This window comes from Phenylobacterium sp. (genome assembly GCF_044372605.1).
Taxonomy (GTDB): Bacteria; Pseudomonadota; Alphaproteobacteria; order Caulobacterales; family Caulobacteraceae; genus Phenylobacterium.
Window position 1 is genome coordinate 1 of record NZ_JBILRO010000089.1, and the last position, 11,788, is coordinate 11,788.

Here is an 11,788-nt window from a genome sequence, read left to right on the forward strand (position 1 = left end):
AGACCTCGGGCGTCGTGGTCGCGGCCAAGACCGATGCGGCCCACCAGGGACTTTCCAGTCTGTTTGCTATTCACAATATCGAGCGTGTCTATGTTGCGTTTACCCGGGGTGCGCCCTGGCCCCACACGGGGACGATCGAGGGGGCCATCGCGCGGTCCTCCCATGATCGCAAGAAGATGGCGCTGGTGAAGTCCGGCGGACGCCACGCTATCACGCATTACAAGGTAGCGAGTACTTTCGGGCCGCCGGACAAGCCGCTGGCCGCCCGGCTGGAATGCCGGCTCGAGACCGGTCGCACGCACCAGATCCGCGTCCATCTGGCCTCGCGCGGCACGCCCTGCCTGGGCGACCCGGTCTATGGCTCCGGCGGACCTTCGGCCACGGTGCGCGCGGCGATGGACGAGGTGGGCCTGACGCGCCAGGCCCTGCACGCCGCCGTGCTGGGGTTTGTGCACCCGGTGACCGGCGAGACGCTGCGGTTCGAAAGCCCGCTGCCGGCGGACATGGCGCAGCTGGAGCAACTTCTGGAGGCCTTGTGAAAATCCGCCCTCAGCTTCCCTATCGTCACCCCAAGAAAGCCTGCCTTGAAGGCGCCCCATTTCCGGGGATATTCCTGACTTCAGAAGTCGGACTTTCGGGTCGTTCCTCCCCGCGACCTTCCGCCCGCGCAACCCGATGCCTACATAGGGGTTAGAGGGGGCGAGACGTCGAAGCGCGCAGACCGCGCATCGGCCCGTATGTCCGACAAAACGAGGGGATAAGACCATGGCCGCAAATGCGATCGCCGTGATGTCGCCGGAAGGCGGACTGAGCCGGTATCTGACCGAGATCCGGAAGTTTCCGATGCTGGCCAAGGACGAGGAGTTCATGCTCGCCAAGGCCTGGCAGGAGCACGAGGACCCGAAGGCCGCCCACCGCATGGTGACGAGCCACCTGCGTCTCGTGGCCAAGATCGCCATGGGCTATCGCGGCTACGGCCTGCCGATCGGCGAGGTGATCTCCGAGGGCAACGTCGGCCTGATGCAGGCCGTCAAGAAGTTCGACCCGGACAAGGGCTTCCGCCTGGCGACCTACGCCATGTGGTGGATCCGCGCCTCGATCCAGGAATACATCCTGCGCTCGTGGTCGCTGGTGAAGATGGGCACGACGGCGGCGCAGAAGAAGCTGTTCTTCAACCTGCGCAAGGTGAAGAGCGAGATCGCCGCCCTGCAGGAGGGCGACCTGCGCCCGGATCAGGTGACGACCATCGCCACCAAGCTGGGCGTGCTGGACGAGGAAGTGATCTCGATGAACCGGCGGCTGGCGGGCGGCGACGCCTCGCTGAACTCGCCGATGCGCGCCGACAGCGAGAGCGAGTGGCAGGACTGGCTGGTCGATGACAAGACCCCCAGCCAGGAAACCGTGGTCGCTGACGCCCAGGAAAACAGCGTCCGCATGGACCTGCTGGGTGCCGCCATGACCGAACTCACGGACCGCGAACGCCACATCCTGACCGAGCGCCGCCTGAAGGACGAACCCACCACCCTGGAAGACCTCGCCGGCCACTACGGCGTCAGCCGCGAACGGGTCCGCCAGATCGAGGTGCGGGCGTTTGAAAAGCTGCAGAAGTCGATGCGGGCGGCGGCGCTGGAGAAGCACCTGATCGAGGCGTAGGGGCAGCCTGCCAAGCCAGACGAGGCGGCCGGATTGATCCGGCCGCCTTTTTGCTATCCGGGTTCTGGCGTCAGGTGATTGTGCTCACCATGACCATGATCGTGGGTGAGCGCCTCGCCATGCGCGTTGGGTTCGATGGCGATCAGGTTGAGGTCTCCAAACCGGACACCCCGCTCGGCGCGAATTGCGTCGGCGAGCGCACGCACTCGCGCCTTGGCGCCCTTCAGCATGGTGCTTTCCAGGCAGTGGTCGTGATCGAGATGAATGTGGACGGTCGCGATGATCAGGTCGTGGTGAGCATGGCTGATCTCCGTGAGCCTCTGCGCCAGCGAACGGACACCGTGATTGTACACGTAGGAAAGGTTGGCCACACATTCGCCCTCGTCAGTCTGGTCCCGCCGCGCCGCAATCGCCTTGCGCACGAGATCGCGAACAGCCTCGGAGCGACTGCTGTAGCCCTGTTCGGCGGCGACCAGATCGAAGGCTTCGGCCAGGGATTCATCGAGGGAAATGGTCACACGCTGCATGGGGTCTCCTGATCCGGCGACTGTGAGGGCGGACGCGAGACTTGCCAACGCCCCTGTTATCTGGGAGCGCTGACTGATCGTAGGAAATTCGGGCGCAGAGTTCCTACGAACGGTGACGCCTACAGCCCTTGCAAAGGGAGTTCTGCCAATGTTGCGTGTCGGACGATTGGTCTGGGTGATCGCGCTTTTTGTACCCGGCCTTGCGACCGCTGCGGTCGAGGATGCCCCCGTCGCCACGGTGCCTTCGGAGGTGGCCGAGGTCTACGTCTGGGGGAAACGCGAAGGCAGGATAGGCGCCGCGGCCTCGGCCAGCGAGGGCCAGGTCTCCTATGGCGCCTTCGCCAACCGCCCGCTGTTGAGGCCGGGCGAACTGGCAGAGGTGGTGCCGGGGCTGGCGGTGTCCCAGCACTCCGGAACAGGCAAGGCCAATCAGTACTTCCTTCGGGGTTTCAACCTCGACCACGGTACCGACTTCTCGATCTCGCTGGACGGTGTCCCGCTGAACCTGCGGACCCATGCCCACGGTCAGGGCTATCTGGATGTCAACGGCGTCACCCCCGAGCTGGTCCAGACCATCGACTACCGCAAAGGTCCCTATTTCGCTGAAGCCGGTGACTTTTCCGCCGCCGGCTCGGCGGCATTCCGAACCTTCCCGTCGCTGCCTCAAAACTTCCTTCAGGCCCAGGGTGGTGAAACCGGGTTTGGACGTCTCGTGGCGGGCCTGAATGTAGGCGAAGGCCTTGTCGGCCTGGACCTGACGACGTCCAGGGGGCCGTGGGATCGTGACGAAAATCTCCGGAAAGGCAGTCTCTTCGGCCGTTTCGGCGTCGGCGACTGGTCGATCTCGGCCCTGGCCTACGACGCCCGGTGGAACTCAACGGACCAGATCCCGGCCCGGGCCGTCGCATCCGGGCAGCTTTCGCGCCTGGGAACCGTGGACACCACGGATGGCGGCAAGACCAGCCGTTTCATCGTCTCCGCGCGACGCCATCCGGACAGCGAAAGCGATACGGTCGTCTATCTCCAGCGCTACAGCCTCAACCTCTGGTCCAACTTCACCTACTTCCTCGTCGACCCCGCCAATGGCGACCAGTTCGAACAGGCCGAGGATCGATGGATCGTGGGCGCATCCGGCTATCGGACCTGGCGTCCAGCCCAGTCCGACTGGTCGTTCCGCGCAGGCGCCGAGGCCCGGCTGGACGACATCGGCAAGGTGGGTCTCTACCGCACCCGCGCGCGTCAGCGCATGTCGACGGATCGACAGGACGAGGTCCGCGAGGCCTCGGCCGCGCTTTGGGGCCAGGCCAGCTGGAGTTCCGGTCCGCTTCGCGCCACCCTTGGTCTGCGCGGCGACGCCATCCATGTGGATGTGAACTCTGACAACCGCGCCAACTCCGGCCATGCCACCGACGCCCTCTTCAGCCCGAAGCTGACGCTGGCCTGGCGCCTTTCGCCGTCGGTCGAGCTCTATGCCGATGCCGGACGCGGGTACCACTCAAACGACGCGCGCGGCGCGGTGCAGACGGTGGCGCCTGTCGCCCTGACCGCCGTCGACCGGGTGCCGTTGTTTTCGGCCGCTGACGGCGTCGAGGCAGGCCTGCGCTATGAGACCGGCGCCCTGAAGGCCAGCCTCTCGATCTGGGCCCTCCGGCTGGCGTCGGAGCTGGTCTATGTGGGTGACGCGGGTGAAACCGAAAGTACGGACGAGACCGATCGGCTTGGCGCGGAATTCCTGCTCAGCTGGTCGCCGCGCCCGGGGATCAACCTCGATTTCTCAGGCGCAACGACACGCGCGCGCTATCGGGGAGATCCGCCGGGCGGCGACCGTATCCCGAATGCCCTGGAGTACGTGGTGACCGCCGGCGCGACGGTTCGCGTCAACCCTGACAGCGTCGCCCAGGTCACGCTGCGCCGGCTCGGGCCCGCGCCGTTGATCGAGGACAACTCCGCCCGGTCCAGTTCATCCACCGTCGTCAATCTGGCCTATGCCTATACGTTCGGGCCGACCGTGATTTCGCTGGATGTGCTGAACCTGCTGGACAGCCGGGATAATGACATCACCTATTTCTACGCCTCACGGTTGCCCGGCGAGCCTGCGGAGGGAGTAGACGACATCCACTTCCACCCGCTGGAGCCGCGTCAGCTGAGAGTGACGGTCCGATACGCCTTCTGAAGGCGTGAGGCCTCAAGCGCCGACCGACCCCACGAACTTCCACGGCAGCGTCTCGCCCGCGTGGAACGGGACAACGGCGTTGGGGCCGGCCCGGACCGCGTCCGGCACGACGCACTCAACGCGTTCCAGAGCCACTTTCCCGTCATTGAGCGGCAGGCCGTAGAAGCGCGGGCCGTGCTCGGAGGCGAAGCCTTCGAGGTGGTGGAGCGCGCCTTCCTCCTCGAAGGTCACGGCATAGCTTTCGAGGGCGAAGGGGGCGTTGAAGATGCCGGCGCAGCCGCAGGCGGCTTCCTTGTCCTGAACGGCGTGAGGAGCGGAATCGGTGCCCAGGAAGAACTTCGGCGATCCCGAGGTGGCCGCGGCCCGCAGCGCCAGCTGGTGGCGTTCGCGCTTGACGATGGGCAGGCAGTAGAGGTGCGGGCGGATGCCGCCCTGGAACATGGCGTTGCGGTTGATGGCCAGATGGTGCGGCGTGATCGTGGCGGCGATATTGGGGCCGCTGGCCTTGACGAAATCCACCGCCTCGGCCGTGGTGATGTGCTCGAAGACGATCTTCAGCCCCGGGAAGTCGGCCACCACCTGGGTCAGGATGCGTTCGATGAACACCGCCTCGCGGTCAAAGATGTCGACGTGGGCGTCCGTCACCTCCCCGTGGATCAGCAGGGGCATGCCGATCCGCTGCATCGTCTCCAGCACGCGGTAGATGTTACGGATGTCGGTGACGCCGTGGCTCGAATTGGTGGTGGCGTGGGCCGGATAGAGCTTGCAGGCGGTGAAGACCCCGGCGGCGAAGCCGGTCTCGACCTCCTGCGGATCCATGCCGTCGGTGAGATAGCAGGTCATCAACGGGGTGAAATCCAGCCCCGGCGAGACGGCGGCCAGGATGCGGGCGCGGTAGGCTTCTGCGGCGGCCACGGTCGTCACCGGCGGGACCAGGTTGGGCATGACGATGGCGCGCGCGAACTGGCGGGCCGTGTGGTCGACCACCGAAGCCAGCACCTCACCATCGCGCAGGTGCAAATGCCAGTCGTCGGGGCGGCGGATCACCAGCCGGGTAATGGCGGCTTCCGAAGCCGGGGCGATCAGGGTGGTCATCGGGCAGATCCTGGTGGGTCGGTGCAGGATCGCTTCTTATACTTCGACGGCGGCGTAAAGCGGTTTGGCTCTATCGGTCCCGCCGCATCGCCATGGCGGCCAGCATCCGCACGTGTCCCGCCACCAGAGCCTCGCGCTCTGCCCAGGGGAAGCCCGGGCGCGCGATCAGCAGCGACACCAGCCCATGCATCCCGGCCCAGATCGATTGCGCCATGCGTTCGGGGTCATCTCCGGCGCCCAGCCCGCGCGCGTGCAGGTCGGCGATCATCCGGCGAAGAATGTCGAACGCTGTATGGCCGGGGACCGACACGTCCGACTCATCCACCGGCCCCGCGACCGCCACGCGCCCGTGCGGGTCCTCGATCATGAAGGCCACGCGATAGGCATCCGGATTCTCAAGGCCGAAGTCGACGTAGATGCGAAGGCCCGCTGCGACCGCCTCGGGCGTGTCGGCATCCCGCACGCCCAGCTTCAGCCGCGCCTCAAGCTCGTGAAACGCGCGGGCGTGGAGCTCAGCAGCGATCTCGTCCTTCGAGGCGAAGTAGGCATAGAGCGTCGGCTGCGACACGCCCACGGCCTGGGCGATCTGGCGCGTGGAGACGCCGTAGAGTCCGTACTCGCCAAACAGCCGCAGCGCGGCGGCAAGGATCTCCTCGCGACGCTCGGCGCCAGCACCCTTGGCCTTGCGGGGCGAACGATGGAGCGTTCCTGGCATGCCGTGCTCCTTTCACGATCCGGGATGGCTTGACAATTCCGACAGATTACCGATCATCGATCACTTATCAATGATAGACAATCGGCAAGCCCGTGATCAGACCGCGCCCTGTACTGCTGACAAGTCTCCTGGCGGTTCTGCTGATCGCGGGATGCAGTGGCCCGAAGACGCCGGCCCAGGCGGTTCCGTCGCCCGCCGTAGAGGCCGTCACTGTGGGCGCTGCGCGTCTGGACGGAACGGTTCAGTCGACAGGGCGGATCGAGCGGCGCCGCGAGATGGATCTGTCGTTCCGGATCCCCGGGGTGATGACGCGGGTGAGCGTCGAGGCAGGTGACCGCGTCCGGGCCGGGCAGGTACTGGCCACACTGGATCCCGCCACTGTGGCCGCGTCCGAACAGCGTGCGGCCGCCGACCTTGAGCGTGTGCGGCGGGATCTGGCCCGCGACCAGAAACTCTTCGACCAGGGGTTTGTAAGCCGGGCGCGGCTGGACGATCGGGCCAGTGCGGTGAAGTCGGCCCAGGCCGCCTATAACGCCACCGCCTTTGATCGGCGATGGGCCAGGCTGGTGTCGCCGGTGAGCGGCGTGGTGCTGGCGCGCAACGGTCAGGGCGGCGAGGTGGTTCAGCCCGGTCAGGCCGTGGTTCGGGTGGCCGATGAGACCAGTCCGTTTGTTCTGCGCGCGCCGATGCCGGATCGCGACGCCGCGCGCATCCAGGTGGGGGCCCGGGCGCAGGTGCAGCTGGAGGGCCTTCCGTCGGCGTTGACGGGGCGGGTGACGCGGGTGGGTCAGAGCGCCGGCGCGCGGACCGGCGCTGTCGATATCGAGATCGAGCTGCCGAACACGGCCGGGCTCCGAAGCGGCCAGATCGCGACCGCTCGCATTGAGGCGGGGGGCGCGACGACGACGGCGGCGACGGGCCTTGTCCGGCTGCCGGCGGAGGCGATCCTGGAGGCCCGGGGCCGCGCCGCCACGGTGCTGATGGTCGAACCCGGAACCTCGATCGCGCGTCGCCGCAGCGTGACCTTCACCGGCTTTGAAGGCGACTTCGCCCTGGTGGGCGGCCTGCCGCCCGGCGCGCAGTTGATCACCGCCGGGGCCGGATTCGTGGGCGACGGCGAAAAGGTGAGGGTGGTTGATCCCACCCGGCTGACGACCGCCGCGGCGCCTGCAAAATGACCTTCGACATCGCCACGTTCTCGGTCCGCCGCTGGCAATTCACCCTGGTGGCGTTCGCCCTGCTGACCATGCTGGGCGTCAGCGCGTTCCTGACGACGCCACGCTCGGAAGACCCGCACTTTCCGATCCCGACCATGATCGTGCGCGCCGTCCTGCCCGGCGCGGAACCGGCGGAACTGGAACAGCTGGTCGCCGATCCCATCGAGGACGCCCTGTCCGGCCTTGATGATGTGGACAACATCACCTCCACAAGCACCGACGGCGCGGCGATCATCAATATCGACTTCACCTGGGACGTGGACGTCGACCGGAAATATGACGAGGTCGTGCGTGAGGTGAACGCCCTGCGCGGAACCCTGCCGCAGGGCCTGACCCAGCTTCAGGTCCAGCGCGCGCGCACCACCGAAGTGGCGGTGATTCAAGTGGCCCTGGTCAGCGACAGCATGCCCATGCGCCGCCTCGAGAAGGTCGCCGACCGGCTGCGCGAGCGGCTGGACCGGGTGCCGGGCGTGCGCAAGGCGGAGTATTGGGGGGCGGCGCCGTCGGAGCTGCGCGTCTCGCTGGATCTGGCGCGACTGGCCGAACTGAGGCTGCCCGCCACCGCGGTCGCCGACGCGCTGAGGGCGGCCGGCGCGGACGCCCCCATCGGCGCAGTCCATGCGGGGGAGCGGCGCTTCAACGTAAAATCCGGCGGCGCCTTTCGCGACGTGGAGGATGTTGCCGCCACGCCCGTGCGTGAGGTCGACGGCCAGGTGGTGCGGGTTCGTGATGTGGCCCAGGTTCAGTGGGCCGAACAGGAATCCCAGCATGTCACCCGCTTCAACGGCCGTCGTGCGGTCTTCGTCACCGTCGCGCAGAAGGACGGCGCCGACGTGGGCAAGATCACCAAGGGCGTCGAGGCCCAGCTGGCCGAGTTCGAAAAGACGCTGCCGGGGGGCGTGAAGCTGGAGCGTGGCTTCTTCCAGTCGCGAAACGTCGAGCATCGGCTGGGCAATCTGTTCCGGGATTTCGGCATCGCGCTCGGGCTGGTGCTGATCACGCTGTTGCCGCTCGGTCTGCGAGCATCAGCGGTGGTGATGGTCTCGATCCCGCTGTCGCTGTTGATCGGGCTCGCCACGCTCCAGATCCTCGGCTTTACCGTGAACCAGCTCTCGATCGCCGGGTTCGTGCTCTCCCTGGGGCTGCTGGTCGACGACTCTATCGTGGTGACCGAGAACATCGCGCGTCACCTGCGGATGGGCCTCGATCGAACGACCGCCGCGATCCAGGCGACGCGGCAGATCTCGCTGGCGGTGATCGGCTGCACGGCGACGCTGATGCTGGCCTTCCTGCCGTTGCTGGCGCTGCCGGGTGGAGCCGGGTCCTATATCCGCTCACTGCCTGTGACCGTCCTCTGCACCGTGGGCGCCTCGTTGCTGGTGTCCCTGACCATCATTCCGTTCCTCGCCAGCCGGATGCTGTCACGCCACGAGGACCCGGAAGGAAACGCCATACTGCGCGCTGTGAGCGGGGGTATCCACCGGATCTACAGCCCGATCCTGCATCGCGCGCTGGCCCGGCCATGGCTGGCCATGGGGATCATCACCGTCATCTGCGCAACGACCGTGCCGATGCTGGGGGCTATCGGGTCCAGCCTGTTCCCGCCGGCCGAGACACCGCAGTTCCTGGTCCGCATCGAGACTCCGGAAGGCACGTCGATGTCCCGCACCGACCAGGCGCTGCGCTATGTCGAGGACAGGTTGGCGCGCGAGCCGGAAGTTCGCTGGACGGCCGCCAACCTGGGGCGGGGCAATCCGCAGATCTTCTATAACCAGAGCCAGGGCCAGCCCCGGTCCAGCTATGCGGAGGTGTTCGCTTCGCTCGACGCCTGGAAGCCGGACGAGACCCCGGCGCTCTTTGATCGGTTGCGCCAGGAGTTCGCGCTCTACCCCGGGATCCGGATCAGCCTGATCACCTTCGTCAACGGTCCGCCGGTCGAGGCCCCGATCGCCGTGCGTATCAGCGGCGAGGATATGGGCGTGCTCAAGGCGCTGGCGGCGCGCGCCGAGCAGACCCTGAAGGCCACGCCCGGCGCCCGCGACGTGAACAATCCACTGAGCGTGGAGCGTACGGATCTCAATCTCGGGGTGGACGAGGGCAAGGCTGCCGCCATGGGCGTGGCGGCCGGCGCTCCGCGCCGCCTGGCCCGACTGGCGCTCTCCGGCGAGGAGACCGCCCGCTTCCGTGATCCCGACGGCGACGACTATGCCGTGCGGGTGCGCCTGCCCATGGGCGAACGGAACGAGCTCTCAGCGCTGGAAGACATCTATGTGCCCACGACGGGCGGCGAGGCGGCGCAGCTGGGCGCCATCGCCACCCCGCGCTTCCAGTCCAGCCCGGCGCGGATCACCAGGTTCGACCGCGTACGAACCGTAACGGTGACCAGTGAGGTCGGGACGGGCTTTCTGACCTCCGCGGTCACCGCAGACGCGAAGGCGCGGCTGGACAAGGCGCTGGACCTGCCCCCCGGCTATGCGCTCAGTCTGGGCGGCGAGGCCGAGGCGCAGTCTGAAAGTTTCTCCGGCCTGGGCGCGGCGATCCTGATCGCGATCTTTGGCATTCTGGCGGTTCTGGTTCTGGAGTTCGGCAAGTTCCGAACGGCGCTGGTGGTGGCCGGCGTGATCCCGCTGGGCCTGTTCGGCGCGGTGGCGGCGCTTTGGCTGACCGGCAATTCCCTGTCGTTCACCGCCACCATCGGCCTGATCGCGCTGATCGGGATCGAGGTGAAGAACTCGATCCTGCTGGTGGACTTCACCGAGCAGTTGCGCCGAGAGGGCGTGCCGCTGCGTGAGGCCATCGAGAAGGCGGGCGAGGTGCGGTTCCTGCCCGTGTTGCTGACCTCGGTGACGGCGATCCTCGGGCTGTTGCCGCTCGCGCTTGAGCGGTCCGGCCTCTACTCGCCGCTGGCCATTGCGATCATGGGCGGGCTGGTGACGTCGACGTTCCTGTCGCGGGTGGCGACGCCAGTGACCTACTGGCTGATCAGCCGGCACGAGGCGGCGGAAACGTCGGAGCCTGCGCTGTCACCAGCGTAGGGGCCGCGGCCCGGCGGAAACTCGGCAGCCGGCCTTGCAGAAAAACTGTGGCGGCGCCGCCGGGTCATTGGGCTATGCCGCTCAGCGTGCAAGAAGAGATCGCTCACTCCGGAGACCCCAGATGGCCCGCATGAAGTTCGGCGCATTCCTCGCCCCGCATCACCCGATCGGCGAGCACCCGATGCTGCAGATGCGCAATGACATCAAGTTTGCCGCCCAGCTGGACGCCCTCGGCTACGACGAGTTCTGGGTCGGCGAGCACCACTCCACCGGCTGGGAGATGATCGCCTCACCCGAGATGTTCCTGGCCGCGGTGGGGGAACACACCCACCGCATCCGCCTGGGCACCGGCGTGGTCTCGCTGCCCTATCACCACCCCTTCACCATCGCCCAGCGCATGGTGCAGCTGGATCACATGACCGGCGGACGGGTGATCTTCGGCACGGGTCCCGGTGCCCTGCCGTCGGACGCCCATATGCTGGGGATCGATCCCATGACCCAGCGCGACCGCCAGGACGAGGCCATCGGCGTGATCCAGCGCCTGTTCGCCGGCGAGCGGGTCAGCCACAAGAGCGACTGGTTCACCCTTCAGGACGCCCGCCTGCAGCTCTTCCCCCTGCAGGAAGAGATGCCCATGGTGACCGCCTCGTCGATCAGCCCGTCCGGCATGACCCTGGCCGGCAAGTACGGCATGGGCGTTCTGTCGATCGGTTCCAACTCCGACGCGGGCCTGGCGGCGCTGCCGACCCAGTGGGGCTTCGCCGAGCAGGCGGCGGCCAGGTCGGGCAAGACCGTGGATCGCGCCAACTGGCGGGTGCTGATGAGCTGGCACATCGCCGAAACCCGCGAGGAAGCCCGCGCCCAGGCGGGCAAGGGCCTGATGCACTGGCACAATGAATACACCGTCGGCACCCTGATGCGGCCGGGCGCCTTGCCCTTCAAGTCGCCCGACGAAGCGGTCGATCAGACCGCCTTTGTCGACGGCGCCGCCTCGGTGATCGGCACGCCGGATGATCTGGTGGCCGCGATCCGCAAGCTGTCGACGTCCGCCGGCGGCTTCGGCACGGTGCTGGGCTTCGCCCACGACTGGGCCAACCGCGAAAACACCGCCAGGAGCTGGGACCTGGTGGCGCGTTACGTGATCCCGGAGGTCCAGGGCCTGCTGGAAGGCTACCGCACCTCACGCCAGTACGTGATCGAAAACCGCGAATGGTTCGAGCGCGCGGGACAAGCCGTGCTGAGCAAGATCATGTCGCACGAGGGCGCCGCAGCGGCGCTGAAGGCCGGCATGCAGGCGGGTGCGGCGCTGAACTCCCCCAACGCGCCGGACCTCGACAAGGCGGCGGCGGAAGCCGGCGAGTAGGGGCCTTACG

At 67.3% G+C, this 11,788-nt stretch carries 9 protein-coding genes; 6 read left to right on the forward strand and 3 right to left on the reverse strand.

Annotation, left to right across the window (positions count from 1 at the left end; genetic code table 11):
- The coding region (locus ACIQ42_RS09195) for an RluA family pseudouridine synthase (protein ID WP_397421902.1) at positions 1–539 on the forward strand (539 nt) is incomplete at its 5' end.
- A gap of 226 nt (positions 540–765) precedes the next feature.
- Positions 766–1,653 carry an RNA polymerase sigma factor RpoH gene (rpoH, locus tag ACIQ42_RS09200; RefSeq protein ID WP_397400370.1) on the forward strand — a complete coding sequence of 296 codons (888 nt, stop codon included), beginning with the start codon at positions 766–768 and terminating at the stop codon, positions 1,651–1,653.
- A 53-nt stretch (positions 1,654–1,706) separates the two neighbouring features.
- On the opposite strand, the gene nikR is transcribed toward rpoH, so the two are convergent.
- Complete coding sequence (gene nikR, locus ACIQ42_RS09205; protein WP_397421903.1) at positions 1,707–2,180, reverse strand: nickel-responsive transcriptional regulator NikR; 474 nt, start codon at positions 2,178–2,180, stop codon at positions 1,707–1,709.
- 148 nt (positions 2,181–2,328) lie between these two features.
- Between nikR and ACIQ42_RS09210 the strand changes: the two genes are divergently transcribed.
- Positions 2,329–4,353: a TonB-dependent receptor gene (locus ACIQ42_RS09210; protein WP_397421904.1), complete on the forward strand. Its 2,025-nt coding sequence runs from the start codon at positions 2,329–2,331 to the stop codon at positions 4,351–4,353.
- Between the two features lie 12 nt (positions 4,354–4,365).
- On the opposite strand, the gene pyrC is transcribed toward ACIQ42_RS09210, so the two are convergent.
- Complete coding sequence (gene pyrC / locus ACIQ42_RS09215) at positions 4,366–5,448, reverse strand: dihydroorotase (RefSeq protein WP_397421905.1); 1,083 nt, start codon at positions 5,446–5,448, stop codon at positions 4,366–4,368.
- A 70-nt stretch (positions 5,449–5,518) separates the two neighbouring features.
- Positions 5,519–6,163, reverse strand: a complete 645-nt coding sequence (locus tag ACIQ42_RS09220) for a TetR/AcrR family transcriptional regulator (RefSeq protein WP_397421906.1) — start codon at positions 6,161–6,163, stop codon at positions 5,519–5,521.
- 92 nt (positions 6,164–6,255) lie between these two features.
- On the opposite strand from ACIQ42_RS09220, the gene ACIQ42_RS09225 reads away from it, so the two are divergent.
- The 3 genes from ACIQ42_RS09225 to ACIQ42_RS09235 all read left to right on the forward strand — a co-directional run bounded on the left by ACIQ42_RS09225 (position 6,256) and on the right by ACIQ42_RS09235 (position 11,778).
- Complete coding sequence (locus tag ACIQ42_RS09225; protein WP_397421907.1) at positions 6,256–7,341, forward strand: efflux RND transporter periplasmic adaptor subunit; 1,086 nt, start codon at positions 6,256–6,258, stop codon at positions 7,339–7,341.
- The gene (locus tag ACIQ42_RS09230; RefSeq protein ID WP_397421908.1) at positions 7,338–10,415 is read left to right on the forward strand and encodes an efflux RND transporter permease subunit; all 3,078 of its coding nucleotides are present in this window, start codon (positions 7,338–7,340) and stop codon (positions 10,413–10,415) included. Before ACIQ42_RS09225 ends, ACIQ42_RS09230 begins: the two co-directional genes overlap by 4 nt.
- 121 nt (positions 10,416–10,536) lie before the next feature.
- On the forward strand, positions 10,537–11,778 hold the full coding sequence (locus tag ACIQ42_RS09235) for an LLM class flavin-dependent oxidoreductase (RefSeq protein ID WP_397421909.1): 1,242 nt from the start codon (positions 10,537–10,539) through the stop codon (positions 11,776–11,778).
- Positions 11,779–11,788: the final 10 nt, after the last annotated feature.

What these genes read in the sequence shown, in the direction of transcription:
- rpoH (WP_397400370.1), top strand. Translation starts at nt 766, where the DNA reads ATGGCCGCAAATGCGATCGCCGTGATGTCGCCGGAAGGCGGACTGAGC.
- nikR (WP_397421903.1), bottom strand. Translation starts at nt 2,180, where the DNA reads ATGCAGCGTGTGACCATTTCCCTCGATGAATCCCTGGCCGAAGCCTTC.
- ACIQ42_RS09210 (WP_397421904.1), top strand. Translation starts at nt 2,329, where the DNA reads ATGTTGCGTGTCGGACGATTGGTCTGGGTGATCGCGCTTTTTGTACCC.
- pyrC (WP_397421905.1), bottom strand. Translation starts at nt 5,448, where the DNA reads ATGACCACCCTGATCGCCCCGGCTTCGGAAGCCGCCATTACCCGGCTG.
- ACIQ42_RS09220 (WP_397421906.1), bottom strand. Translation starts at nt 6,163, where the DNA reads ATGCCAGGAACGCTCCATCGTTCGCCCCGCAAGGCCAAGGGTGCTGGC.
- ACIQ42_RS09230 (WP_397421908.1), top strand. Translation starts at nt 7,338, where the DNA reads ATGACCTTCGACATCGCCACGTTCTCGGTCCGCCGCTGGCAATTCACC.
- ACIQ42_RS09235 (WP_397421909.1), top strand. Translation starts at nt 10,537, where the DNA reads ATGGCCCGCATGAAGTTCGGCGCATTCCTCGCCCCGCATCACCCGATC.